The 25,291-nt window shown below is 60.8% G+C and carries 25 protein-coding genes; 14 read left to right on the top strand and 11 right to left on the bottom strand.

What is annotated here, in order from left to right; translation table 11 throughout:
• Window positions 1-18: 18 nt before the first annotated feature.
• Together LUU92_RS08115 and LUU92_RS08110 are read left to right on the top strand one after the other, a co-directional pair.
• Window positions 19-279, top strand: a complete 261-nt coding sequence (locus LUU92_RS08115) for a hypothetical protein (protein WP_257103393.1) — start codon at window positions 19-21, stop codon at window positions 277-279.
• 264 nt (window positions 280-543) lie between these two features.
• On the top strand, window positions 544-819 hold the full coding sequence (locus LUU92_RS08110) for a pyocin activator PrtN family protein (protein WP_257103392.1): 276 nt from the start codon (window positions 544-546) through the stop codon (window positions 817-819).
• Here LUU92_RS08110 and LUU92_RS08105 read toward each other — a convergent pair.
• Window positions 794-1,945, bottom strand: coding sequence for a site-specific integrase (locus tag LUU92_RS08105; protein ID WP_257103391.1), 1,152 nt, complete (start codon window positions 1,943-1,945; stop codon window positions 794-796). The two genes, LUU92_RS08110 and LUU92_RS08105, sit on opposite strands and share 26 nt — an antisense overlap.
• A gap of 103 nt (window positions 1,946-2,048) precedes the next feature.
• Here LUU92_RS08105 and dusA point away from each other — a divergent pair, with 103 nt between their 5' ends.
• Both dusA and tal read left to right on the top strand, forming a co-directional pair.
• Window positions 2,049-3,059, top strand: a complete 1,011-nt coding sequence (gene dusA / locus LUU92_RS08100) for a tRNA dihydrouridine(20/20a) synthase DusA (RefSeq protein WP_257103390.1) — start codon at window positions 2,049-2,051, stop codon at window positions 3,057-3,059.
• A gap of 250 nt (window positions 3,060-3,309) precedes the next feature.
• The gene (gene tal / locus LUU92_RS08095) at window positions 3,310-4,236 is read left to right on the top strand and encodes a transaldolase (RefSeq protein WP_222541221.1); all 927 of its coding nucleotides are present in this window, start codon (window positions 3,310-3,312) and stop codon (window positions 4,234-4,236) included.
• A gap of 137 nt (window positions 4,237-4,373) precedes the next feature.
• Here tal and rssC read toward each other — a convergent pair whose 3' ends face one another.
• Entirely contained in the window at window positions 4,374-4,856 is a 483-nt protein-coding gene (rssC, locus tag LUU92_RS08090) for an anti-sigma factor antagonist RssC (protein WP_003218919.1), read from the bottom strand.
• Window positions 4,856-6,037 (bottom strand): two-component system response regulator RssB, encoded by a 1,182-nt coding sequence (rssB, locus tag LUU92_RS08085; RefSeq protein ID WP_071489029.1) that lies wholly within the window; start codon window positions 6,035-6,037, stop codon window positions 4,856-4,858. Before rssB ends, rssC begins: the two co-directional genes overlap by 1 nt.
• 276 nt (window positions 6,038-6,313) lie before the next feature.
• On the opposite strand from rssB, the gene LUU92_RS08080 reads away from it, so the two are divergent.
• Entirely contained in the window at window positions 6,314-6,610 is a 297-nt protein-coding gene (locus LUU92_RS08080; RefSeq protein WP_092247417.1) for a PilZ domain-containing protein, read from the top strand.
• A 60-nt stretch (window positions 6,611-6,670) separates the two neighbouring features.
• On the opposite strand, the gene LUU92_RS08075 is transcribed toward LUU92_RS08080, so the two are convergent.
• Window positions 6,671-7,360 carry an MlaA family lipoprotein gene (locus LUU92_RS08075; RefSeq protein WP_071489026.1) on the bottom strand — a complete coding sequence of 230 codons (690 nt, stop codon included), beginning with the start codon at window positions 7,358-7,360 and terminating at the stop codon, window positions 6,671-6,673.
• 195 nt (window positions 7,361-7,555) lie between these two features.
• Between LUU92_RS08075 and pcrP the strand changes: the two genes are divergently transcribed.
• Both pcrP and LUU92_RS08065 read left to right on the top strand, forming a co-directional pair.
• On the top strand, window positions 7,556-8,164 hold the full coding sequence (gene pcrP, locus LUU92_RS08070; RefSeq protein WP_071489025.1) for an HAD superfamily inactivated hydrolase PcrP: 609 nt from the start codon (window positions 7,556-7,558) through the stop codon (window positions 8,162-8,164).
• A gap of 110 nt (window positions 8,165-8,274) precedes the next feature.
• Window positions 8,275-8,541, top strand: a complete 267-nt coding sequence (locus tag LUU92_RS08065) for a DUF4404 family protein (RefSeq protein ID WP_071489024.1) — start codon at window positions 8,275-8,277, stop codon at window positions 8,539-8,541.
• A 117-nt stretch (window positions 8,542-8,658) separates the two neighbouring features.
• Here the strand turns inward: LUU92_RS08065 and queF are convergent, their stop codons facing one another.
• Both queF and copI read right to left on the bottom strand, forming a co-directional pair.
• Complete coding sequence (gene queF / locus LUU92_RS08060) at window positions 8,659-9,489, bottom strand: NADPH-dependent 7-cyano-7-deazaguanine reductase QueF (RefSeq protein WP_257103389.1); 831 nt, start codon at window positions 9,487-9,489, stop codon at window positions 8,659-8,661.
• Window positions 9,490-9,558: 69 nt separating this feature from the next.
• Window positions 9,559-10,071, bottom strand: coding sequence for a copper-resistant cuproprotein CopI (gene copI / locus LUU92_RS08055; protein ID WP_071489022.1), 513 nt, complete (start codon window positions 10,069-10,071; stop codon window positions 9,559-9,561).
• 154 nt (window positions 10,072-10,225) lie between these two features.
• Between copI and LUU92_RS08050 the strand changes: the two genes are divergently transcribed.
• Window positions 10,226-10,906: a heavy metal response regulator transcription factor gene (locus tag LUU92_RS08050; protein WP_222541219.1), complete on the top strand. Its 681-nt coding sequence runs from the start codon at window positions 10,226-10,228 to the stop codon at window positions 10,904-10,906.
• Window positions 10,903-12,249: a heavy metal sensor histidine kinase gene (locus tag LUU92_RS08045; protein WP_222541218.1), complete on the top strand. Its 1,347-nt coding sequence runs from the start codon at window positions 10,903-10,905 to the stop codon at window positions 12,247-12,249. The genes LUU92_RS08050 and LUU92_RS08045 overlap by 4 nt, the downstream gene beginning before the upstream one ends.
• Window positions 12,250-12,354: 105 nt before the next feature.
• Here LUU92_RS08045 and LUU92_RS08040 read toward each other — a convergent pair whose 3' ends face one another.
• The 3 genes from LUU92_RS08040 to LUU92_RS08030 all read right to left on the bottom strand — a co-directional run bounded on the left by LUU92_RS08040 (window position 12,355) and on the right by LUU92_RS08030 (window position 15,603).
• The gene (locus tag LUU92_RS08040) at window positions 12,355-13,599 is read right to left on the bottom strand and encodes a lipoprotein-releasing ABC transporter permease subunit (protein ID WP_093527520.1); all 1,245 of its coding nucleotides are present in this window, start codon (window positions 13,597-13,599) and stop codon (window positions 12,355-12,357) included.
• 62 nt (window positions 13,600-13,661) lie between these two features.
• Window positions 13,662-14,345: a lipoprotein-releasing ABC transporter ATP-binding protein LolD gene (gene lolD / locus LUU92_RS08035; protein WP_017477213.1), complete on the bottom strand. Its 684-nt coding sequence runs from the start codon at window positions 14,343-14,345 to the stop codon at window positions 13,662-13,664.
• 7 nt (window positions 14,346-14,352) lie between these two features.
• Complete coding sequence (locus LUU92_RS08030) at window positions 14,353-15,603, bottom strand: lipoprotein-releasing ABC transporter permease subunit (RefSeq protein WP_071489019.1); 1,251 nt, start codon at window positions 15,601-15,603, stop codon at window positions 14,353-14,355.
• Window positions 15,604-15,697: 94 nt separating this feature from the next.
• Here LUU92_RS08030 and LUU92_RS08025 point away from each other — a divergent pair, with 94 nt between their 5' ends.
• Together LUU92_RS08025 and LUU92_RS08020 are read left to right on the top strand one after the other, a co-directional pair.
• Entirely contained in the window at window positions 15,698-16,282 is a 585-nt protein-coding gene (locus LUU92_RS08025; RefSeq protein WP_071489018.1) for a PilZ domain-containing protein, read from the top strand.
• Between the two features lie 43 nt (window positions 16,283-16,325).
• A complete protein-coding gene (locus LUU92_RS08020; protein WP_016975274.1) occupies window positions 16,326-17,048 on the top strand; it encodes a glycerophosphodiester phosphodiesterase in 723 nt (240 codons plus the stop codon).
• A gap of 42 nt (window positions 17,049-17,090) precedes the next feature.
• On the opposite strand, the gene sthA is transcribed toward LUU92_RS08020, so the two are convergent.
• Entirely contained in the window at window positions 17,091-18,485 is a 1,395-nt protein-coding gene (sthA, locus tag LUU92_RS08015) for a Si-specific NAD(P)(+) transhydrogenase (protein WP_010212052.1), read from the bottom strand.
• Between the two features lie 260 nt (window positions 18,486-18,745).
• Between sthA and LUU92_RS08010 the strand changes: the two genes are divergently transcribed.
• On the top strand, window positions 18,746-19,267 hold the full coding sequence (locus LUU92_RS08010) for a chalcone isomerase family protein (RefSeq protein ID WP_257103388.1): 522 nt from the start codon (window positions 18,746-18,748) through the stop codon (window positions 19,265-19,267).
• A gap of 189 nt (window positions 19,268-19,456) precedes the next feature.
• Here LUU92_RS08010 and LUU92_RS08005 read toward each other — a convergent pair whose 3' ends face one another.
• The gene (locus LUU92_RS08005; protein WP_071489016.1) at window positions 19,457-20,920 is read right to left on the bottom strand and encodes a glyceraldehyde-3-phosphate dehydrogenase; all 1,464 of its coding nucleotides are present in this window, start codon (window positions 20,918-20,920) and stop codon (window positions 19,457-19,459) included.
• A 340-nt stretch (window positions 20,921-21,260) separates the two neighbouring features.
• Here LUU92_RS08005 and mfd point away from each other — a divergent pair, with 340 nt between their 5' ends.
• Both mfd and LUU92_RS07995 read left to right on the top strand, forming a co-directional pair.
• Window positions 21,261-24,710: a transcription-repair coupling factor gene (gene mfd, locus LUU92_RS08000; RefSeq protein WP_071489015.1), complete on the top strand. Its 3,450-nt coding sequence runs from the start codon at window positions 21,261-21,263 to the stop codon at window positions 24,708-24,710.
• Between the two features lie 11 nt (window positions 24,711-24,721).
• Window positions 24,722-25,288, top strand: coding sequence for a CsiV family protein (locus tag LUU92_RS07995; protein WP_093512002.1), 567 nt, complete (start codon window positions 24,722-24,724; stop codon window positions 25,286-25,288).
• Window positions 25,289-25,291: the final 3 nt, after the last annotated feature.

Below are 25,291 nucleotides of genomic sequence, written 5' to 3'. Positions count from 1 at the left end.
ACCCAAAGGAGAAGCACCATGCAAGTGAATCAACCCAAAGGCGGCACCGCAGAGGCTACCACAACCGCGCTGGCTGTCGGCGACAAGGTCAGCTACGTCGAAATGAGCGGCGGTGGTCGGGAATACCGTCTCAGTGCTCATACCGGCGTGATTGAAGCGATCGGTGGCGGCGTTGCCACCTTGCGCACCGCGAGAGGTCGCACCATCACCCAACCACTCGAAAAGCTGACACCGGACGGCCAGCCCAATGCACTGACGCGCATGCTCATGGGAGGTTAGCGTATGACGGTATTCCTTCTGCTTTACCTATGTGCAAATGCAACCCGAACGGATTGCCAAGTGGTGAAGGCTGATAGCTGGAATGGCCCTCTCGCCTATGAGCAATGCACCGCCGTCGTGCCTGGCCTTACCGAGGCCCTGACTGCGCCCAACCGAAAGCGGCATCGGTTCGTTTGCGAGATCCAGGGTAATGACGCGAAACCCGCAGAACACAAAGCGCCGCCGGCGTTCATCCATCAATCGTTTCGGATGTAAGGGGCCATTATGAATACAGCCTTCATTCTCATGGCCCAATACGACTGTCAGGCGATTATCCCACTGGAGTTGGTGTGCAGGGATTACTTCACACATCTGACGCCTGACATGTTCCAGCGCAAGGTGATGAGCGGTCAGATCAAGTTGCCCATCACCCGCTTGGAACGGAGCCAGAAGTCGGCCAAGGGCATTCACCTAAACGACCTGGCCGCATACCTGGATCTGCAGCACGCAGCGGCAGTTAAGGAACATAACCAGCTCAACGGGATAAAACGCGCCTTTTGAGCCACTTCTCTGATGCGGCGCCCAGTTGGACGGGCGCCCTCAGTATCTTTTCGTGCCATTCCCAGCCCACATAGCGATCACCCTTGCCACGCAGGTGGGTGTAGCGCCGCATCGAATTCCAATCCCGGTGGCCGGACACACTTGCCACACGCGGGATATCCCAATCCATTTCAAACAGGCGGCTGACGCCTTCATGGCGAAGGTCGTGGAAGTGCAGGTCCGCAATTTCCAGAAACTTGCAGGCTTTGGCCCAGGACGTGGAGATGGATTCAGGGCTGTAGGGGAAGATGTCTTCGCCGGCCTTCGGCATGGTGTGGAGGATCTGCCACGCCTCGTCCGGCAGGTAGCACCACACGTCGTTGCCGATCTTCTGGCCGGGGTTCTTCATGTCGCGCACCAGCACTCGCTGACCAGGCTCGTCGACGTCGGCCCAGCGGATACGGGTTATTTCATCCAGCCTTCGCGTAGAGAACAGGGCAAAGCCCACGACCTTGAGCATATTGATGACGGTTGGGCGCCGCGCCTGCATGGCCTGATAGTGCGTGAGAACCTTGTCCAGCTCGTCCAACGTCGGCCGGCGGTCGCGCTCGCGGCTTTTAAGGTTGTAGCCCAACTTGCGCAGCACCCGGCGCGCACCGCCCATGGCGAGCGGATCGACCTGGTAGCCCCAGGCGTCTTTGGCGATGGCCAGGACGGCGCCGAGGTGCGCCAGGTCGTTGCCGGCGGTCTGTGGCTGGACCCCGCCACCTTCGCTGCTCATCCGAAAGAGCGCGAAGTCGACCAGGCATTGAGTGGTGACGTCGGTATCGTTCAGTTGGCCGATGTCCATCTTGCCGATGGCTTCAAGTGTGGCCTTCTTGGTTTTGCCCAGCGGTCGGGCCTTTCCCACTTCCAACAGGTACTGATCGATCATGTCTTTGACGGTGACGCCCTTCCGGCTGGCCCGCTCGATCGCACCAGGCTGGTCCAACTCAGATTCGCGCTTGCGCGTCCACGCCTGAGCGGCCTGTTTCCGGGCGAAGGTCTGGCTCTCTTGGTAGACTTGCACTCCGTCGCGTTTGATGCGGATTTGAGCCGTGTAGCTCACAGTCCCATCCGCCAGTTTTCTTGCCCTGATAGTCGCCATTTCGAAAGTGGTACGCGTCAGTTTTAAGGTGGTACATCGTACCACCGAGCTTCTAAAAACGCCTGAAAACGCCCTAAAACTCGCCAAGAACACGTTGAGTAAAATGCTAGATAAACAGAGCTTTAGCCCAGCAGAATCAAGCCCCGCACTGTCTCGGCGCTTTAGCGTTGCACCTATGATGGATTGGACCGACCGCCACTGCCGGTTCTTCCTGCGCCTACTCTCCAAGCACGCCCTGCTCTACACCGAGATGGTCACCACTGGCGCGATCCTCCACGGCGACCACGACCGTTTCCTGCGCCACAATGAAGCCGAGCACCCGCTGGCCCTTCAGTTGGGCGGTAGTGTTCCGGCTGATCTGGCGGCTTGCGCGCGTATGGCCGAGGCCGCTGGCTACGACGAGGTGAACCTGAACGTCGGTTGCCCCAGCGACCGGGTGCAAAACAACATGATCGGCGCGATCCTGATGGCGCATCCTGCCCTGGTTGCCGATTGTGTGAAGGCGATGCGCGACGCGGTGTCGATTCCGGTGACGGTGAAGCACCGCATCGGCATCAATGGCCGGGACAGCTACGCCGAGCTGTGTGATTTCGTCGGGACGGTGAAGGACGCGGGCTGCACCAGTTTTACCGTGCATGCGCGGATTGCGATTCTGGAAGGGCTGTCGCCGAAGGAGAACCGTGACATTCCGCCGTTGCGTTATGACGTGGCGGCGCAGTTGAAGCGGGATTTCCCTGAGTTGGAGTTTATTCTCAACGGCGGGATCAAGACGCTGGAGCAGTGCCATGAGCATTTGCAGACGTTTGATGGGGTGATGCTGGGGCGGGAGGCTTATCACAATCCGTATTTGCTGGCGGAGGTGGATCAGCAGTTGTTTGGCAGTGAGGCGCCGGTGATCAGTCGGGCTGAGGCGCTGGTGCAGTTGCGGCCGTATATTGCGCAGCATTTGGCGAGCGGTGGTTCGATGCACCATATCACTCGGCATATTCTGGGGTTGGGTACCGGTTTTCCGGGGGCGCGCAAGTTCAGGCAGTTGTTGTCGGTGGATATTCACAAGGCGAGTGATCCGCTGGCGTTGCTGGATCAGGCTGGGGCTTTGCTGGAAGGGCGGTAAGTCCGTTCAAGTCTGGGGGACTGGTCTGCCGCTATCGGGGCAAGCCCCCTTCCACCTTTGAATTGTGGTGATCATGCGGGAATTGGGTTGAACCTGTCGGCAGTTTTGGCCTCCTATTTAGCACCAAGACAAGGCATTCAAACGGCCGTTTTCAGGTTGTTGCCCTCGCAAACGATCGAACGCATTTGCGCCCTTGAGCGCCTGCCGGTGCTCGGGTAATGTCATCAGACCCACAGGACAGAGCACGCCCATGACTTCCAAGCTGGAACAACTCAAGCAATTCACCACTGTCGTAGCCGATACCGGCGATTTCTCCACCCTCGCCAAGCTCAAGCCGCAAGACGCCACCACCAACCCTTCCCTGCTGCTCAAGGCCGCTTCGATCCCAGGCTACGCCAAGCTGCTGGATGAGTGCGTGCAGGACTGCAACGGCGATGTGGGCCTGGCCAGCGACCGGTTTGCGGTGGCGGTGGGTCAAGAGATTCTCAAAGTGGTGCCGGGCCGTATTTCCACTGAAGTGGACGCCCGCCTGTCGTTCGACGAAGACGCGATTCTCAAGCGTGCGCATCGCCTGATCGACCTGTATGACAAAGCCGGCGTTGGCCGTGACCGCGTGCTGATCAAGATCGCCTCCACCTGGGAAGGCATCCGCGCGGCGGAGAAGCTGGAAAAAGAAGGCATCCAGACCAACCTGACGCTGCTGTTCTCCTTCGCCCAGGCCGTGGCCTGTGCCGAAGCCGGTGTGTTCCTGATCTCGCCGTTCGTGGGCCGTATCTATGATTGGTACAAGAAGGCCAACGGCAACGATTACACCGGTGCCGAAGACCCGGGCGTGCAGTCGGTGACGCGCATTTACAACTACTACAAGGCCAATGGCTACAAAACCGTGGTGATGGGGGCGAGCTTCCGTAATCTGAGCCAGATCGAGGAGTTGGCCGGTTGTGATCGCCTGACCATCAGCCCGGACCTGCTGGAGAAACTGGCGGCGGATAAGGGCAAGCTGGAGCGTAAGCTGTCGCCGGGGCATGCCGGTGAAGCACGCGTGCATCTGACTGAAGCGCAGTTCCGTTGGGAGTCCAACGAGGATGCGATGGCGACTGAGAAGCTGGCGGAAGGGATTCGTCAGTTTGCTCGGGACCAGGAGAAGCTGGAGGCGTTGCTGACTGCCAAGTTGTAAGGCAGGCAGTGGCAAAAAGGGCGGTTCCCTCGCGGGTACCGCCCTTTTTTGTGCTCAGCCGATCTGAAGCCTGTCTTACTTCAATGTGGGAGGGGGCTTGCCGCCTCCCACATTTGGAATGCATTCAACCCAGGAGGTCAGTGGCGCTCAAGGGCGTTGACGAGGTCGTGGAAGGCTTCGCGGTTGGAATCATTCAAGCCCATCAGGATCTTGTGCGCTTCCAGCACCTTGACCCGCACCACTTCCTCGGACTGGTCCTGGGACGGCAGGTCGGTGAGGCATTCCGGGCATGGGATCGGGCGGTCAACGATGTTGAACACCTGGTCGAAGCCCATGGACTGCAACAGGCGGGTGATGTCTTCGTGGGTGGTGACGACGGTCGGCAACAGGCCGACCTTCTGCCGAGACAGAATGGACAACTTGGCCAACAGGCCCAAGGTGGTGCTATCGATGCTGCGGGTTTCGGTCAGATCGATCACGATCGCCGAGAAGTTCAGCGCTGTGAAGATCCGCTCAATCGTCGCATCCAGCGCCGAACACAAGGTCAGGCGCACTTCACCGACAAACTTCAGGACGAAGGTCCCGTCTTGCTCGGCGAATTGGATTCTTCCGGTACTCATCAAAGATTCCTGCTCAACACCAATAGGGCGATATCATCCGGCATCTCCCCCAGCGTGGCCAATCCAAAAACCTGCCGCAGGCCATCCAGGCTGCCGCCCGCCGACTTGACCTTTTGGGGCAAGGCGGCTTCTTTCTCTTTGAGTGTAGGCTCTGGAAGCAGGTCCAGGATGCCATCAGACATCAGCGTCAGGCTGAACGTCGGCGGCAGTTCCAGGATGTGGTCTTCGTAGGTCGCTTCATTGAACAAGCCTACGGGCAGGCCACGCCCTTCCAGGTAACGCACACTGTCAGGAGTGTATAAAACAGGCATCGGCAGGTGACCGCCGATGCTGTAGGTCAAAAGACCGGTTTCTTCATCGATCACGCCGCCGACCATCGTCACGTGCTTGCCCAGCTTGCAACTGATCAGGCCTCGGTTGATGTGACCCAGCACCTCGGAGGGGGTGAACTCCGGCAAGGTGCCGTTGCGCTTGGATTCGAACAGCAACCGTGTGGTCATGAACTTCAACAATACGGTGACAAAAGCCGAGGAAGCACCGTGGCCGGACACATCGGCCAGGTAGAACGCGACACGCCGCTCGTCGACGCGAAAGTAGTCGACAAAATCACCCGACAGGTACAGCGACGGGATGATCTGGTGGGCGAACTGGAATTCGTCGATGGTCCACGGGCTGACCGGCAGCATGTTCATCTGCACCTGGCGCCCGGCATTCTGGTCTTCCTGGAGCAGGTTGAGGCTGGCTTCGAGTTCGCGGTTGGCGGTTTCGAGCTTTTCGCGGTAGCGCTGGTTTTCCACCAGCAGGCGCGCCCGGTCCAGCGCACGGCGCACTGAGTGCTCCAGCACTGCCAGGTCTTCCAGGGGCTTGATCAGGTAATCGGCAGCGCCCAGGCGCAACGCTTCGACGGCATCGTTCATCACGCCGGCACCGGACACGACAATCATGGGCGTCTGCGGGGCGAGCTCGGTCACCTGGCGAATCAGCTCGAGGCCGCCCATCTGGGGCATGCGCAAGTCGCAGATCACGAGGTCGGGCTGGTCGCGCTCGAACACCTGGAGACCCTGTTGGCCATTGCTGGCCTGCAGGACGCTGAAGCCACTGTCTTCCAAATAGGCCGCAAGGCTCGCGCGCACTACTTCGTCGTCATCGATTATCAGCAGCGTGGCACTGGTTTTTTGCATGTGGGCAAACGGCGCCAGAATTAGGTTGGCGTAGGTGGCGCGACAATGGCCGGGCTCACGTACTGGATTCGCTTTCTAGCCTCTCTGTCCTACAAAGCATTGGGATTTTTCCCATGCACAATGGTAAAGCAGAGGTGCCCTTCTAAGGCGCAGACGGTACTCCCATCCGTCAGGGGTTTCAAGCTCATGCCGATGGTCGCCGAGCGTCTTTACACCGCAAATCACCGGGAGTTATAAGAACAGGCACGACCACAACACAAAGAAAGGATGGAACCCATGAGCGAACACGAGCGCGACTACGCCGAAAAACGCGATTTCATCCGCATGCGTGTGGATGCCGATGTGTCTCTGATCCACGCAGGGCAAGAGATTGCCGGGGTTTGCGTGGACCTTTCCAGCTCCGGCATGCAGGTGCAGGCGCCGCGCCAGTTCAACACGGGCGACCTGTTGACCGTGCGCATCGACTCGGAGCACGCCGCGCTGAAGGGCCTGGAGGCGGACACCGAGGTGGTGTGGACCAAAACCACCGGCGAAGACCAGCACCTGGGCCTCAGGATCCTGAAAATGCGCTGAAAACCGCGCACAAAAAAGGCGACCGCCGGGGTCGCCTTTTTCATGTCAAAACATAACGGTTTAGAAGTCGTCGACGACCTTGCCATCCTTGACCTTGAACTCGCGGTTCTGCAGGTACGCGTTACGGATAAAGGTGTATTTGTCACCGGTGATCAGCTTCTCGCTGTCAAGCAGGCTGGCACGGGTATCGACGATGTTCAGGCCGAAGGTGCTGTTGCGCCAGCCGATATCGTTCATGTAGCGATACGGCTGGGTGTAGCTGTCCACGTACTTGGACGGCGCGTCACGCAAGGTGCTTGGGCCCAGCAGCGGCAGCATTACGTAAGGGCCGCTGCCGACACCCCAGTAGCCGAGGGTCTGGCCGAAGTCTTCATCACTGCGTTGCAGCCCCATTTTGGTGCCTACATCGATGAAGCCCAACACGCCGAAGGTGGTGTTTACCAGTAAACGGGCCGTATCTACACCGGCCTTTTGGGGCTTGAGCTGCAGCACGTTATTGGCCAGGTTGCCGACATCGCCGATGTTGCGGAAGAAGTTGTGAACGCCATCCTGGACGAATTGCGGGGTCACGAACTGGTAACCCTGGGCCAATGGCTTCAGTGCGTAGGTATCAACGGTGTCGTTGAAGGTGAAGATCGGGCGGTTGACGCTTTCCCATGGATCGTCTTCCGAAGCTGCCTGTGCGGCGAACGGCGCCAGAAAGATAGTGGCACACACCGACAGCTGAGCGAAATAGTGGCTCCAGCGCATAGCTTTTGCTCCTTGAATGGTCTGTCATGGGCGCTATGCCCTGAATAAGGCGGTCAGTATATGCCGGAAGTCGCCAATTAGGCAGCTGCTAGGAAACGTCTGATTCAAAATGCACAAAATTCCTACAATCAACCCGACTGTCATCGGCCTGTCATGGTGCCTGGATAGCGTTAGCGCTATTTCAGGGATGTCGACATGCCCCACGCCGAGATAGCCATCGCCAGCGCCCCCGCCCTGACCGCCGTTCTGTTTGGCCTGAGTGGCTGTCTGGTGGACTTCGGTTCCCGGGCCCGTACCGACTCCCAGGCCCCCGACTCCCAAGCCACACCGGGTGCGCTGAAAATCTTGCGCAGCCTCAAGGAACAAGGCGTGCCCTGCGCCTGGCTGGATGAACTCCCCCCCGCCGTCACCACGCCGTTGGCCGCCACGCTGCCCAACTGGGTCAAGGCGGCATCGCCCTCCTCCATTCGCTGGCCGGCCCCCCATGCCTGCTGGCAAGCCTTGATGGAGCTGAACATCGAACGCCTGGAAGGCTGCGTACTGGTCAGCGGCGAGCCGCGCCTGCTGCAATCGGGCCTTAACGCCGGGTTGTGGACCATCGGCCTGGCCTCCTGCGGCTCGCTGTGCGGCATGGCACCCGAGCAATGGCAGGCCCTGAGCGAGCCGGAACGCGAGCTCAAGCGCGGCAAGGCCACCCTCGCGCTGTACGGGCTGGGCGTACACTCGGTGATCGATCACCTGGGCGAGCTCGGCACCTGCCTGGCGGACATCAGCCTGCGCCAGCTCAAAGGCGAGAAGCCCTGACACGGATCATGCACAGTCGACGCCAGTGGATTAATCTACAGGCTAGCCCGTAGACCTTTCTCGGCGTGCCGCGGTCTATGCCAGTGCCTATCGATAAAAGGAAACACATCATGCCTGATCGCAAAAAACTGGAAGACCAGGTCGAAATCCTGCGCGGGCAGTTGGAACAGCAACCGCCGCTGTCGGAAGAAAAACGTGAAGCACTGGAGGCCTTGATTGCCAAGTTCGAGTTGCAACTTGAGCTGGAACCGGCCACCCAGACACCCAGTATTTCCGACGATGTGAATAAAGCGGCCATAGAGTTCGATGCTGAACACCCGGCCATTTCCGGGGCACTGCGCAATATCATGAACACGCTGGGCAGCATGGGAATCTAATCTGCCCGACATGTGGGAGGGGGCTTGCCCCCGATAGCAGAGGTTCAGACACAGGTTCTGTGACTGACACTCCGCCATCGGGGGCAAGCCCCCTCCCACATTTATCTTGCAATAAGCCTACTGTCGGGCCAGCCGCACGTTCTGGAACGCCACATCCTCAGTACTGCGATACGGGTTGATATCCAACCCACCCCGCCGCACATAGCGCGCATACACCGTCAATCTTTCCGGCTTCAGCAAGCGCTGCAGGTCCAGGAAGATGCGCTCTACGCACTGTTCATGGAAGTCCGAGTGCTGGCGAAAGCTCACGATGTACTCCAGCAGGCTCGCGTGATCCAGCGCGTGGCCACGGTATTGCACCACCACGCTGCCCCAGTCGGGCTGGCTGGTTACCGGGCAGTTGGATTTGAGCAGGTGGCTATGCACGCTCTCCTCGACAACGCGCGAGTCATCGCAACGCAGCAGCTCCGGGCGCGGGTGCTCGTAGTTGCTGACGCTGATATCCAAATCATCGATGCAAACGCCCGGCAGCGCCATCACGCCTTCGGCCTCGATCTCGGCCAGGCTGCGGATGCGCACGTTCACCGGTTTACCGGCTGCGGTGCTGAGGTCTGTGCGCAGGGTGGCTTCCAGGCTGGCCGTATCGGCAAACGCGGTCTGGTTCAGCGAGTTGAGGTACAGCTTGAACGACTTGGACTCGATGATGTTCGGCGAGTCGGCCGGGATGCTGAATTCGCCGATGGCCACCACCGGCTTGCCCGACGGCAGCAACCAGGACAGTTCGAAGCAGTTCCAGAAATCCACGCCCTTGTACGGCAGGGTCTCGGCGCTCAGGCCCAGTTCGGCCCATTTGGCGGCGCGTGGAATCGGGAACAGCAACGACGGGGTGTAGGTGGAGATGTATTCACTGGACTTGCCCAGCGGCGAATGTTCGGCTGCGGGATGCATGGCGGAAACCTGGCTAAATAAACCGCGCCAGTCTACCAGCCTTTGCCCCCGCGCCTAAGCGCCAGCGGATCAATCGACGTTGAGTTTGCCGACCATGCCCGCCTGGTAATGCCCCGGCAGGTTGCAGGCAAACTCAAGGCCCGTGGCCTTGGTGAACGTCCAGGTCAGCTCGGCGGTTTTGCCAGGCTCGACCAATACGCTATTGGGATCGTCGTGTTTCATCGCACCATGGCCCATGGCGCCGTGGTCCATGTTGCCCATGCCGGTGGACGTGAGCATACCGCTGGCCTGCATCTGTAACATTTCCTTCTGGTGCTCGGCATGCATCGCCGCGTCACCCAGGTTGAATTCGTGGAGCAACTGCCCTTTGTTGACCAATACAAAGCGCACCGTCTCACCGGCTTTTACATCCAGGGACTTGGGCGAAAAGGAAATATCCTGCAGGGTCACTTCCACGGTACGCGTGGCCTTACTCGCCGGTGCAGCTTCACCGAACGCATAGGTATGGGCGCCATCGGCCATCGCCTCAACACTCAACGCCAACAGGCAACCCGCCAACAACAAGGGTGTACGCAACGCCATCTGTTTTCTCCAAAATGTGTGACCAGGCAGGGGAACACTCTAAGAATGCGCCGCTGCCAGTCAGCTGACTGCTAGATTACAACTTTGTCAGGTTGCCCTCCTGCCCTGGCACCCAAGGTATAAAGCCGTCGTCCATCGCTGCCAAGAGTCGCCCATGAAACTGCTGATCGTCGAAGACCAACCCAAAACCGGCCACTACCTGCGCCAGGGCCTGGCCGAGGCAGGGTTTACCACCGAATTGGTGGCCGACGGCAGCAGCGGCCAGCACCTGGCATTGACCGGTGACTACGACCTGTTGATCCTCGATGTGATGCTGCCGGGCCGGGATGGCTGGCAGATCCTCCAAGCCGTGCGCAGCGCCGGCCTGGATATCCCGGTGCTGTTCCTCACCGCCCGCGATGCCGTGGAAGACCGCGTGCACGGCCTGGAACTGGGCGCCGACGACTATCTGGTCAAGCCTTTCGCCTTTTCCGAGCTGCTGGCCCGCGTGCGCAGCCTGTTGCGCCGGGGCGGCAGCACACCGCAGGAAACTGCGCTGCAACTGGCCGACCTGCGCCTGGACCTGATCCGCCGCCGCGTCGAGCGGGACGGCCAGCGCATCGACTTGACCGCCAAGGAATTCTCACTGCTGGAACTGCTGCTGCGGCGCCAGGGCGAAGTGCTGCCCAAATCGCTGATCGCCTCCCAAGTGTGGGACATGAACTTCGACAGCGACACCAACATCATCGAAGTCGCCATCCGCCGCCTGCGCCTGAAAGTCGACGATAACTTCCCCAACAAACTGATCCACACCGTACGCGGCATGGGTTATGTGCTGGAGGAGCGGGTCAATTGATCAAGCGCCTGTCCCTGGCCAGCCGCCTGGCGTTGCTGTTTGCCGCCTGCACAGCGGTGGTGTCGTTGATTGCCGGCGTGCTGTTCAACCGTGCCAGCGAAGCGCACTTCATTGAGCTGGACCAGCAACAGCTCGACAGCAAGCTGATCGCGCTGCGCAGTACGTTGCAGGGGGTCGACTCACGGGAAGCGCTGGCCCAGCGTGAAGCGCAATTGCGCGCCGAACTCAGTCGCCAGCCCGACCTGACCCTGCGTATCACCGCGGCCGGCCAACGCTGGCTGGACGATGCACCCAGCATCGACTTGCCCGCAGCGCCCGGCCTGCACAGCCTGCAAAACGCCGACACCGACTACCGTGTCTACAACGCGCCGCTGAGGGCCGACCAACCGGATTCGCCGCAACTGACGCTGATGCTCGATATCACCCACCATCAACATTTCCTGCAACGCATGCAGCATCTGATCTGGCTCACCGTCGGCCTGTCAGCCCTGGCCACTGCCCTGCTCGGCGCATGGGCCGCTCGCAGCGGGTTGCGACCGTTGCGGCGCATGGGCGAAGTGGCCGCCAGTGTGTCCGCCCATTCCCTGACCCAGCGCCTGCCCCAGCAACATATGCCGGTGGAACTGGCCGAACTGGCCCAGGCCTTCAACGCCATGCTCGGCCGCCTGGACGATGCATTCCAGCGCCTCTCGGCGTTCTCCGCCGACATCGCCCACGAACTGCGCACGCCGCTGTCGAACCTGCTGACCCAGACCCAGGTCATCCTCACCCAGCCGCGGCCGCTGGAGGATTACCGCGAGGCGCTGCACAGCAACCTGGAAGAACTGCAATGGATGGCGCAACTGGTCAACGACATGTTGTACCTGGCCAAGGCGGATCATGGCTTGCTGATGCCCAAGCGCGAGCCGTTGGCGCTGGCTGATGAAGTGGACGCGTTACTGGAGTTTTTCACGCTGCTGGCGGAGGACAGGCAAATCAGCCTGGTTCGCGAGGGCACGGCCCATACGACGGGCGACCGTGGGATGTTGCGGCGGGCACTGTCGAATCTGCTGGATAATGCGCTGCGGTTCACCCCGCAAAGTGGCCAAGTGCGTGTGCGTATGGAAGATGGGGTGAGGCTTTCAGTCGAAAACACCGGGGACGGTATTCCAACCGAGTTGCTGCCAAGATTGTTTGACCGATTCTATCGGGCCGACCCGGCGCGGCATGAAGGCAGCAGCGAGCATGCGGGGCTGGGGTTGGCGATTACCCAATCGATTGTGCGGGCGCATGGGGGGAGGATTTATTGTGAATCCGGGGCGGGATGGACACGGTTTGTGATCGAGTTGCCTGCTGGAGATTGATGCAAGCTGTACCGGCCCTATCGGGGGCAAGCCCCCTCCCACATTTGAATGTACTCACAGATCAAAGTGTGGGAGGGGGCTTGCCCCCGATGGCGGTCTTGAATATTACGAATATCTCAGCGCATGCGCCGGCTCAATCTTCGCCGCCCGATACGCCGGGTACAGCGTCGCCAAAAAGCTCAGCACAAACCCCGCCGTGCAAATCAGCACCACATCCCCACCCTGCAGCTCCGAAGGCAGGTTGCTGACGAAATACACGTCCGAACTGAAGATATGCTGCCCGGTGACCCGCTCCATCCAGCCCACCAGTTCACTCACATTCAACGCCGCAATCACGCCCAATACGCCACCGATCAAGGTGCCGACGATGCCGATCACCGTGCCCTGCACCATGAAGATCGCCATGATCTGCCGTGGCGTGGCGCCAATGGTGCGCAGGATCGCAATGTCCGCGCCCTTGTCGTTCACCACCATGATCAAGGTCGCGATGATGTTGAATGCCGCCACGGCGACGATCATCAGCAACAGCAGACCGATCATGGTCTTTTCCATCTTCATCGCGCTGAACAGACTGCCCTGGGTGTGAGTCCAGTCATCGGGCTTGTAGCCGTTGCCCAGGCTGGCGGCGATATCCGCCGAGACCTTGGGTGCCGCGTACAGGTCTTTCACCGCCAGGCGCACGCTTTGCACCTGGTTTGGCTGCCAGTGCTGGATCTCGGCAGCGTCGGCCATGTGGATCATGGCCATGGAGCCATCCAGTTCGGCACCGACCTTGAAGATCCCCACCACGTTCAAGCGCTGCATGCGTGGGGTGATGCCACCCGGCGCAGTGCTGATTTCCGGCACGATCAGGGTCAGCTTGTCGCCCACATTCAGGCGGAAACGCCGGGCAGTGATTTCGCCGACCACGACGCCGAATTCGCCGGGTTTGAGGTCATCCAGTTTGCCCTGCACGATATGCTGGGCCACGATCGACACCTTGCCTTCCTGCGCCGGGTCGATGCCGCTGATCTCGATCGGCTGCATCGCGCCTTTGTAGGAGAACATGCCGTCCATCTGTGTGAATGGTACCGCTGCGGTGACTTCCGGGTTCTTCATCGCGGCGGCGGCCACGGGCTGCCAATTATCGATCGGGTTCACACCGACGATGGTGGCATGGGGCACCATGCCGAGGATGCGTGAGCTCATTTCGCGTTGGAAGCCGTTCATCACCGACAACACCACGATCATCGCCAACACGCCCAGGGCGAGGCCGATCATTGAGGTCATCGAGATAAACGAGACAAAACGGTTGCGGCGCTTGGCGCGGGTATAGCGCGTGCCGATGAAAATCGATAACGGTCTGAACATTCGCTTGCACCGCCTGAAAAAATGAAAAAGCCCGGCGCATGAAGCACCGGGCTTGAAACGGGTCAGATGGCGACCAGGTGACCTTCCTGCAGGTGCAGCACGCGGTCCATCTGGCGGGCCATGCTCATGTCATGGGTCACCACCAGGAACGCAGTGCGCATCTGGGTGCTCAGTTCCAGCATCAAGTCCTTGATGCCCTGGGCCGTGTGGGAGTCAAGGTTGCCGGTAGGCTCGTCGAGCATCACCAGGCCCGGGTTGTTCACCAGGGCACGGGCGATTGCCACACGCTGGCGCTCGCCGCCGGACAGTTCGGCCGGCTTGTGCTCCAGGCGATGACCGAGGCCGACGCGCTCCAGCAGGGCCTTGGCGCGCTGGCGGGCTTCCGGGATCGCGGTCTTGCCGATCAGCAGCGGCATGCACACGTTTTCCAGGGCGGTGAATTCCGGCAACAGGTGGTGGAACTGGTACACAAAACCGAGCGAACGGTTGCGCAGTTGGCCACGGGCCTTTTCGCCAAGGGCCGAGAGTTCTTCACCGGCCAGCCATACGCTGCCCTGGGACGGCGTATCCAGGCCGCCCAGCAGGTTCAGCAAGGTACTTTTGCCGGAACCGGAACTGCCGACGATCGCCACGCGCTCGCCCGGGTGCAGCTCAAGTTGCAGGTTGGACAGCACCACCACCGACTCCGGACCTTCCTCATAGGATTTGCCCAGGTTGCGGCAGCTCAGGATTGCTTTTTCACTCATGCCCGATTCACTCATAACGTAAGGCCTGTGCTGGCTGGGTACGCGCCGCGCGCCAGGCTGGATACAGGGTGGCAAGGAAACTCAGGACCAACGCCGCGCCGCCTACCATCAACACGTCCTGGGCCTGCACCTGGGACGGCAAGTAGTCGATGAAGTAGACGTCGGCATTGAGAAACTTGTGGCCGATCAGGGTTTCGAGGCCGGCGATGGCGGCACTCACGTTCAGCGCGGCCAGAATGCCGACCGCCGTGCCGATCAAGGTGCCGACCACGCCGATCACGGTGCCCTGCACCATGAAGATCGCCATGATCTGCCCCGGCGTGGCACCGAGTGTGCGCAGGATGGCGATATCGCCCTTCTTGTCGTTCACCACCATTACCAGCGTGGAGATGATATTGAAGGCGGCCACGGCGACGATCAGCAGCAACAGCAGGCCGATCATGGCTTTTTCCATGCGGATGGCCTGATAGAGGTTGCCGTGGGTACGCGTCCAGTCGCGAGCGTAGTACTGGCTGTCGCCCAAATGCTGGGCGATTTCCCACGAGGTGCGCGGTGCGTCGAACAGGTCGTTGAACTTCAGGCGCAGGCCCTGCACCTGGTCCGGCTGCCAGCGGTGCAGGCGGGCCAGGTCGGTAAGGTTGGTCAGGCCGAGGTAACCGTCGATCTCGCCGGCGCCGACGTGGAAGGTGCCGACCACGGTAAAGCGCTTCATGCGCGGGAACATGCCGGCCGGGGTCACGGTGACTTCCGGCGCGACGAAGGTCAGTTTGTCGCCCAGGCCCACGCCCAGCTTGGCCGCCGCCTTGTCGCCGATCACGATGCCGAACTCGCCGGGCGCCAGGTCATCGAGTTTGCCCGACAACATGAACTTGTCGATGATCGACACATTACGTTCCTGGGCCGGGTCGATGCCATTGAGCAGGATCTTCTGCACCTTGCCGTCGTTGGTCAGCAACCCTTGCATCTGGGTAAACGGCGCAACGGCCAGTACCTTGGGGTTCTGCTTGACCTTGGCGGCCAGGCTTTGCCAGTCGCTGATGGGCGCATCGCCCTCGATGGTCGCGTGGGGCACCATGCCCAGCACGCGGGTGCGCATCTCATGATCGAAGCCATTCATCACCGACAGCACCACGATCATCACGACCACGCCCAAGGCGAGCCCGATCATCGAGGTCAAGGAAATGAACGACACAAAATGATTGCGACGCTTTGCACGGGTATAACGCGTGCCGATAAATACGAAGAGAGGTCTGAACATGTCGGGGCTTGTTCGGAGGAAAAGAAGACGTCCCGGTGGCGGGGTCTGGTAAGCAGCTTTACACTCAGACCATTAACGCTACTTGGGGTTCGCCATGTCGACATTAGATGAAGAAGAGCGCCGCGAATACTACCGTATCGCCGACATGATCGCACTCCAAATCAAAAGCCTGTCTGCCCCCGAGGCGGCGAGCAAGGAAGTGTTGCTGGATGATTCGCCGCTGTTCAATCTGCTCAGCGAACTGCACCTGAGCGAATTCGAGGCCCAGCACCTGTTGCGCCAGATCAATGAGAAAGATCGCAGCCTGGCCGCCTTCCTCAAAGTACAGAACAAACGCCTGGACCTGCTCAGCCAGATCATGGCGCGCGGCCTGCTGGATGAAGTCGGCGCGCCGCAGCCGGTGATCATTTCCGAAGGCGGTATCGACTTCCAACACCCCACGCCCCTGTCGCCCGGTGCCCACCTGGCGGTCAAGCTGGTGCTGATGCCCCAGGCGCTTGGCCTGCTGCTGCGCGCCCGCGTCACCCATTGCGATCCCAAGGGCACAGGTTTTGACGTGGGCACGGAATTCGAAGCCATGACCGACGCCCAACGCCAATTGCTGGCGCGCTATATCCTGCAGAAACAGGCGCAGGAACGGCGCCTGGCACGGGAACAGAGCGACGCCCAAGACACCTGAATTCGTATTACCCCGCCAGCAGACCTGGCGCATAGGAGCAACTGTGACCCTGATTTACGGCCACCGCGGTGCCAAAGGCGAAGCACCGGAAAACACCCTGACCAGCTTCCAGGAATGCCTCAAGCACGGCGTACGCCGCTGCGAACTGGACTTGCACCTGTCCATGGACGGCGAGTTGATGGTCATCCACGACCCGACCCTCAAGCGCACCGCCGACCGGCGCGGCAAAGTCGTCGAGTATTCGGCGGCCGACCTGGTGAAGATGGATGCGCGCAAAGGTGGCCCGGGCTGGGTCAAGCCCTGCCCGATCCCACGCCTGGAAGAACTGTTCGAGAAGTGCGACTTCGATCACTGGCAACTGGAAGTCAAAAGCGCCTCGCGCACCCGCGCCGCCACCACCGTGCTGGCGATTCGGGAGATGGCCGTGCGCTTTGGCCTGATGGACAAAGTCACCGTCACCTCAAGTTCGCGGGAAGTGTTGAAAGCTGCGGTTGAGCTCACCCCGGACCTGTCACGCGGCCTGGTTGCCGAATACGCCTGGCTCGACCCGCTGAAAGTCGCGCAGAACTATGGCTGTGAGATTCTGGCGTTGAACTGGACGTTGTGCACCCCTGAGCGACTGGAAAAAGCCCAGCGCCAGGGCTTGCACGTGTCCGTGTGGACGGTCAACGAACCCGCGCTGATGCGCAGGCTCGCCGACTTCGGCGTAGATAGCCTGATTACAGACTTTCCCGGTTTGGCCACTGCCACCCTCGGGAATTACTGAAATCGGTCTCCCCGGCCGGCTCAGGCCACCGGCCGGAGCCGCTCAAAAAAGCCGGTTGAGGCCGTCGTAGGCGGCTACCCGATAGGCTTCGGCCATGGTCGGGTAGTTGAACGTGGTGTTGACGAAGTACTTGAGGGTATTGAGCTCGCCCGGCTGGTTCATGATCGCCTGGCCGATGTGCACGATCTCCGACGCCTGGTAGCCGAAGCAATGCACGCCGAGTACCTCAAGGGTTTCACGGTGGAACAGGATCTTCAGCATGCCTTGCGGCTCGCCGGCGATCTGCGCACGCGCCATGCTCTTGAAGAACGCCTTGCCCACTTCGTAAGGCACTTTGGCCTTGGTCAGTTCGTGTTCGTTCTTGCCGATCGAGCTGATCTCGGGAATGGTGTAGATCCCGGTCGGCACGTCGTTCACGTAGCGCCAGCTGCCATTGTCGACGATGCTGCCAGCGGCTGAACGGCCCTGGTCATGAGCGGCACTGGCCAGGCTCGGCCAGCCGATCACGTCACCGGCACCGTAGATGTTGGTCACGCAGGTGCGGTAGTTCTCGTCCACCTCGATCTGGCCACGGCTGTTGACCTTGACCCCGATGTTTTCCATGCCCAGCTTGTCGGTGTTGCCGGTACGGCCGTTGCACCATAGCAAGGCGTCGGCCTTGATCTTCTTGCCGGACTTGAGGTGCAGGATCACGCCGTTGTCCAGGCCTTCGACGCGCTCGTACTCTTCGTTGTGGCGCACAGTGATGTTGTTGTTGCTGAAGTGGTAGCTCAACGCCTGGGAGATTTCCGAGTCGAGGAAGCTCAGCAACTGGTCGCGGTTGTCCACCAGTTCCACCAGTACGCCCAGGCCGCTGAAGATCGACGCGTATTCACAGCCGATCACGCCGGCGCCGTAGATGATCAGTTTGCGCGGGGTGTGGCCCAGGCTCAGGATGGTGTCGCTATCGTAGATACGCGGGTGGTGGAAATCGATGTCCGCCGGGCGATACGGGCGCGAACCGGTGGCGATGATGATGTGCTTGGCCACCAGCTTTTCGACCACGCCGTTGGGGCAGACCACTTCGATGGTTTGCTCGTCGGCAAAGCTGCCGGTGCCGAAGAACAGGTCGACGCGGTTACGGGCGTAGTAGCCGGTACGCGACGCGACTTGCTTGGAGATGACTTTCTCGGCGCTTTTGAGCACGTCCGGGAACGAGAACCAGCGTGGCTCACCAATGGCCCGGAACATCGGGTTGGTGTTGAATTGCATGATCTGGCGCACGGAGTGACGCAACGCCTTGGACGGGATGGTACCCAGGTGGGTGCAGTTACCGCCGACCTGGCGACGGCTATCGACCATCGCCACCTTGCGCCCAGCTTTGGCAGCGTTCATCGCCGCACCTTCTCCAGCCGGGCCGGAACCCAGTACCACCACGTCGTAGTTGTAGACAGCCATGCGTACTCCTCAGAACAGGCCAGGCGTACGGTTGGACGCCTGGCTAAATCATGCCGCGGCCAGCGGTCATGAAGGACAATTTGGCTCAAGTGTGTGAACCGGGGCACAGTCTATATAAGGCTCAACGCCGCGAACATTAACCCTTGGTCGCGTCGTAGGCCAGCAATGCCTTTACTACACAGCGCAGATTATCCCTGAACCCTGTCGCTGCCGGAAAATGAATTAACCTGTAGCCACGGATCTTTTCGGGACGCGCCATTATGCGGCATCTGGTTTTCGGTTTAATGCTGATGTTGTCGATCACCGCACAGGCCAATGAGCCGAATCGACTCAGGCAGGCCAACTTTCCGACACACTCCCAGACATTGGTGCTGAAAAACCAGACGGTGCTCACGTACCTCTGGGCGGATGTGTATGCGGCCGCGCTGTACGCCCCGCCGGATTTGAACGCCAAGCAGGCCTGGGACCAACAGGCAGCACTGCGCCTGACGCTGTATTACTTTCGCGACATCGACCGCAACGACGTGATCAAGGCCGCCAACACCACACTGGCGCGCCAGCACATCAGCAACCGCTTGAAATCCGAAGTGGACAAACTGCATGCCGTCTTTCGCAACATCCATAGCGGTGATCGCTACGCACTGGATTTTCGACCCGGACGCGGCTTGGACCTGGAAATCAATGGCGAAGTGTTATTCAGCAGCAGCGACAATGAGCTGGCGAAGGCTTACCTGGGGATCTGGTTAGCGCCCAAGGGCTTGTCGGAGAGGTTGCTGGAATGAAGGCGTGTATTGTCTGGACTGACGTCATCGGGGCAAGCCCCCTCCCACACTGGACCGCATTCACCCTGCAGGAATGCGGTTTAAATGTGGGAGGGGGCTTGCCCCCGATGAGGCCCTTCCAGCCCGCACAAAATCCCCAGCCACAAAAAAGCCCCGAACCAGTCGGGGCTTTTCATTCAACGCAAATGCTTAACGCGGGAACGCCGGCGGGTTGACCCCAGCCATGTCTTCCATCACGCGAACCACCTGGCAGCTGTAGCCGAACTCGTTGTCGTACCACACGTACAGGACAACGCGGTTGTCCTGGGTAATGGTCGCTTCGGCGTCCACCACACCGGCGTGGCGCGAGCCTACGAAGTCGGTGGAGACCACTTCCTGCGAGTTGACGAAGTCGATCTGCTTGTGCAGGTCCGAGTGCAGCGCCATGTAGCGCAGGTACTCGTTCATCTCTTCACGGGTGGCGGCTTTCTCAAGGTTCAGGTTGAGGATGGCCATGGACACGTTCGGCGTCGGCACGCGGATCGCGTTACCGGTCAGCTTGCCGGCCAGCTCAGGCAGGGCCTTGGCTGCAGCGGTGGCAGCACCGGTCTCGGTGATCACCATGTTCAACGCGGCGCTACGGCCACGGCGATCGCCCTTGTGGAAGTTGTCGATCAGGTTCTGGTCGTTGGTGTACGAGTGAACCGTCTCGACGTGGCCGTTGACGATGCCGAACTTGTCATTCACCGCCTTCAGCACCGGCACGATGGCGTTGGTGGTGCAGGACGCGGCGGACACGATCTTGTCGTCAGCGGTGATGTCAGCGTGGTTGATGCCGTGAACGATGTTCTTCAGCTTGCCCTTGCCAGGCGCGGTCAGCACAACGCGGTCGATACCCGGGCAGGCCAGGTGTTGGCCCAGGCCCTCGGCGTCACGCCATACACCGGTGTTGTCCACCAGCAAGGCGTCCTTGATGCCGTACTGGGTGTAATCCACCTCGGACGGGTTCTTCGCGTAGATCACCTGGATCAGGTTACCGTTGGCGGTGATGGTGTTGTTTTCTTCGTCGATGACGATGGTGCCGTTGAACGGACCGTGTACCGAATCGCGACGCAGCAGGCTTGCACGCTTGGTCAGGTCGTTCTCGGCGCCTTTGCGCACCACGATGGCACGCAGGCGCAGGCCGTCGCCGCCACCGGTTTTTTCGATCAGGATGCGTGCCAGCAGGCGGCCGATACGACCGAAGCCGTACAGCACCACGTCGGTGCCTTTGCGGGCCGCGGCATTTTGCTGGCCAACCACATCGGCCATTTCTTCACGCACGAACTGCTCGGCGGTACGGCCGGCGCCTTCCTTGCGGAATTTGTAGGCCAGCTTGCCCAGGTCTACCGAGGCCGCGCCGAGCTTGAGCTCGCTCATGGCTTTAAGCAGTGGGAATGTTTCGTGGACGGAGAGTTCGCTGTCGTCCGCAGAGCGATGGCGTGCAAAGCGGTGCGCTTTGAGAATCGCGATGACGGACTGGTTGATCAGGCTGCGGCCATAGATCGAGCTCACCACATTGTTATTGCGGTACAGCTGACCGATAAGCGGGATCATCGCTTCTGCGAGTGCTTCACGGTCGATCCATTCACCAAGACACTGGTCGGGCTTCTGAGTCACGGGAACCTTCCACATGTAGGGGCTGAAAAAAGGGGCTACATTATGCCGCCCGACCGCCCTCGGAGCAATGCGCGCGCCATAACAAAAACCCCTTGCCAAAAAATACCGCCCCGCTACAGCCCAGTAAATACGCGGGTTCCAGAAGGCCACCAGTTGGGGAGGCAGGCCAACTTGTCCGTAACCCTCCTAAACAATCGCGTATTTCGGCACTACATATTGAGTCAAAACGCGCCATTGTTTGTCTTAGCCACTACATTTCCCGCAAACCGTAATAGGCTCAGTCAGAAACTGACAGGCGGCACCTTGGGCCGTTACAATTACCGACTTTGTCGCAACGCTTGGAGCTCAACCTTCCGTGCCCGTTCTGCGTCTACCGCTACTCCCTGCCGAGGCAGGTAAACAGCATTGGGGCAACCTGCCCGGTGCCGCCCTGAGCCTGGCCATCGCCGAGGCTGCCAGCGCAGCCAAGCGCTTTACCCTGCTGCTCACCGCCGACAGCCAAAGCGCCGAACGGTTGGAGCAGGAGCTGAGCTTCTTCGCCCCCGATTTGCCGGTGCTGCATTTCCCCGACTGGGAAACCTTGCCCTACGACCTGTTCTCGCCGCACCAGGACATCATCTCCCAGCGCATCGCCAGCCTGTACCGCCTGCCGGAACTGGCCCACGGCGTGCTGGTGGTGCCGATCACCACGGCACTGCATCGCCTGGCGCCGACCAAGTTCCTGCTGGGCAGCAGCCTGGTGCTGGATGTCGGCCAGAAGCTCGATGTGGAGCAGATGCGCACGCGCCTGGAAGCCAGCGGCTACCGTTGCGTCGATACGGTATACGAGCACGGTGAGTTCGCGGTGCGCGGTGCGTTGATCGACCTGTTCCCGATGGGCAGCAAACTGCCCTATCGCATCGACCTGTTCGATGACGAAATCGAAACCCTGCGCACCTTCGACCCGGAGAACCAGCGCTCCATCGACAAAGTAGACTCGATCAAGCTGCTGCCGGCACGGGAATTCCCGCTGCAAAAAGACGCGGTCACCCGCTTCAAGGCGCGCTTTCGTGAACGCTTCGACGTGGACTTCCGCCGCTGCCCGATCTTCCAGGACCTGAGCAGCGGGATTACCCCGGCCGGTATCGAGTACTACCTGCCGCTGTTCTTCGACGAAACCTCCACCCTGTTCGACTACCTGCCACAAGACACCCAGGTGTTCTCGCTGCCCGGTATCGAACAAGCGGCGGAAAACTTCTGGAACGATGTGCGCAACCGCTATGAAGAGCGCCGCGTCGATCCATCGCGTCCTTTATTGCCGCCCGCCGAGTTGTTCCTGCCGGTAGAAGACTGCTTCGCCCGCCTGAAAAACTGGCCACGCGTGGTCGCCAGCCAGCAGGATGTGGAAAAAGGCGCCGGCCGCGAGCGCTTCCCGGCAGGAATGCTGCCGGACCTGGCGATCCAGGCCAAAGCCACGCAACCGTTGGAAGCGCTGTCCAACTTCCTCGGTGACTTCCCGGGCCGTGTGCTGTTCACCGCCGAATCCGCGGGTCGCCGAGAGGTGCTGCTGGAGCTGCTGGAACGCCTGAAGCTGCGCCCGAAAACCGTCGACAGCTGGCCGGATTTTGTGGCGAGCAAAGACCGCCTGGCGATCACCATCGCGCCACTGGACGAAGGCCTGCTGCTGGACGATCCAGCCTTGGCATTGATTGCCGAGAGCCCGCTGTTCGGCCAACGCGTGATGCAGCGCCGCCGCCGTGAAAAACGCGCCGACGCCAACAACGACGCGGTGATCAAGAACCTGACCGAGCTGCGCGAAGGCGCGCCGGTGGTGCATATCGACCATGGCGTCGGCCGTTACCTGGGCCTGCAGACCCTGGAGATCGACAACCAGGCCGCCGAATTCCTCACCATGGAATACGCCGAGGGCGCCAAGCTCTACGTGCCGGTGGCCAACCTGCACCTGATCGCCCGCTACACCGGCAGCGACGACGCCCTGGCGCCGTTGCACCGCCTGGGCTCCGAGACCTGGCAGAAAGCCAAGCGCAAGGCCGCCGAACAGGTGCGCGACGTCGCCGCCGAGCTGCTCGACATCTACGCCCGCCGCGCTGCCCGCGAGGGTTATGCGTTCGCCGACCCGAAAGCTGACTACGCCACTTTCAGCGCCGGCTTCGCCTTTGAAGAAACCCCAGACCAGCAAACCACCATCGAAGCGGTGCGCGCCGACATGCTCGCGCCCAAGCCGATGGACCGCCTGGTCTGCGGCGACGTGGGCTTCGGCAAGACCGAAGTGGCGATGCGCGCCGCCTTCATCGCAGTGCATGGCGGCAAACAAGTGGCGATCCTGGTGCCCACCACCCTGCTCGCCCAACAGCACTACAACAGCTTCCGCGACCGCTTTGCCGATTGGCCGGTGACCGTCGAAGTGATGAGCCGCTTCAAATCAGCCAAGGAAGTGAATGCTGCCGTCGCCGACCTCGCCGAAGGCAAGATCGACATCGTGATCGGCACGCACAAGCTGCTGTCGGATGACGTGAAGATCAAGAACCTGGGGCTGGTGATCATCGACGAAGAACACCGCTTTGGTGTGCGCCAGAAAGAACAGCTCAAGGCCCTGCGCAGCGAAGTCGACATCCTCACCCTCACCGCCACGCCGATTCCGCGTACGCTGAACATGGCGGTGTCCGGCATGCGCGACCTGTCGATCATCGCCACGCCGCCGGCACGTCGCCTGTCGGTGCGCACCTTCGTGATGGAGCAGAACAAAAGCACGGTCAAGGAAGCGCTGCTGCGCGAACTGCTGCGCGGCGGGCAGGTTTATTACCTGCACAACGATGTGAAAACCATCGAGAAATGCGCCGCCGACCTGGCCGAGCTGGTGCCGGAGGCGCGTATCGCCATCGGCCATGGGCAGATGCGCGAGCGCGAACTCGAACAAGTGATGAGCGACTTCTACCACAAGCGCTTCAACGTGCTGATCGCCTCGACCATCATCGAGACCGGCATCGACGTGCCGAGCGCCAACACCATCATCATCGAGCGCGCCGACAAGTTCGGCCTGGCACAGCTTCACCAGTTACGCGGCCGCGTCGGACGCAGCCACCACCAGGCCTATGCCTATCTGCTGACGCCACCGCGCCAGCAAATCACCGGCGATGCGGAAAAACGCCTGGAAGCGATCGCCAACACCCAGGACCTGGGCGCCGGTTTTGTGCTGGCCACCAACGACCTGGAAATCCGTGGCGCCGGCGAACTGCTGGGCGATGGCCAGAGCGGGCAGATCCAGGCGGTGGGTTTCACCCTGTATATGGAAATGCTTGAGCGTGCGGTGAAAGCCATCCGCAAGGGTGAGCAACCGAACCTCGATCAACCATTGGGCGGCGGTCCGGAGATCAACCTGCGCTTGCCTGCGTTGATTCCCGAAGACTACCTGCCGGATGTGCACGCACGGCTGATCCTGTACAAACGCATCGCCTCGGCCACCGACGAAGAAGGCCTCAAGGACCTGCAGGTGGAGATGATCGACCGCTTCGGCCTGTTGCCCGAGCCGACCAAGAACCTGGTGCGCCTGACCCTGCTCAAATTGCAGGCCGAGCAACTGGGGATCAAGAAGGTCGACGCCGGGCCGCAGGGCGGGCGCATCGAATTCGAGGCGCAGACCCCCGTGGACCCATTGGTGCTGATCAAGCTGATCCAGGGCCAGCCCAACCGCTACAAGTTCGAAGGGGCTACGCTGTTCAAGTTCATGGTGCCGATGGAACGCGCCGAAGAACGCTTTAACACCCTGGAGGCGCTGTTCGAGCGCCTCATCCCGAAACCTGCTTGAAGGACGCCCGAATGCGCCTGTTCCGCATGTTGAGCCTGTTGTTGGTGGTCGCGGCACCTGCGGCGTTCGCCGACAGCCCGTACCAGGTGGAAATGATCCTGGTGCGCCAGAACGCCGAACCGGTGATCAACAGCCGCGCCGCCCCGGAAAACTGGGATGCTGGCGCCGCGCGCCTGGGCGACCGGCTGAGCCCGCCGCGCCTGTCCAACATTGTCGATAAGCTGCGCGCCGACTCCACCTACACGGTGCTGCTGCATAAGGCCTGGGAGCAGAACCTGGGCGAGCAGCCGGTCAAGGTCGCCATCACCGACGGCCAGGAGCAGTTCGGCCAGTTCCCCATCGAGGGCGTGCTGAGCCTGCAACTGGGGCGTTTTACCGACATCGATGCGAACTTCTGGATCAACCAGTTCGACGCCAACGGCAGCGTGATCGCCAGCGAACACCTGAGCCAGACCGACGTGCGCACCAAGAACAACCAGCTCAACTACCTGGACGGCGGCCACCTGGCGTTGCTGATCAAGATCACCTCGCTGACCGCCAAGCCCCCCAGCGCACCACCGCCCGACCTGCAGGACTGATCC

Origin of the sequence: Pseudomonas extremorientalis, from assembly GCF_024584605.1 — a bacterium.
GTDB classification, from domain to species: domain Bacteria; phylum Pseudomonadota; class Gammaproteobacteria; order Pseudomonadales; family Pseudomonadaceae; genus Aquipseudomonas; species Aquipseudomonas extremorientalis.
The sequence above is the reverse complement of the archived record's forward strand: the minus strand, read 5'-3'. Positions and strand labels throughout refer to the sequence as shown.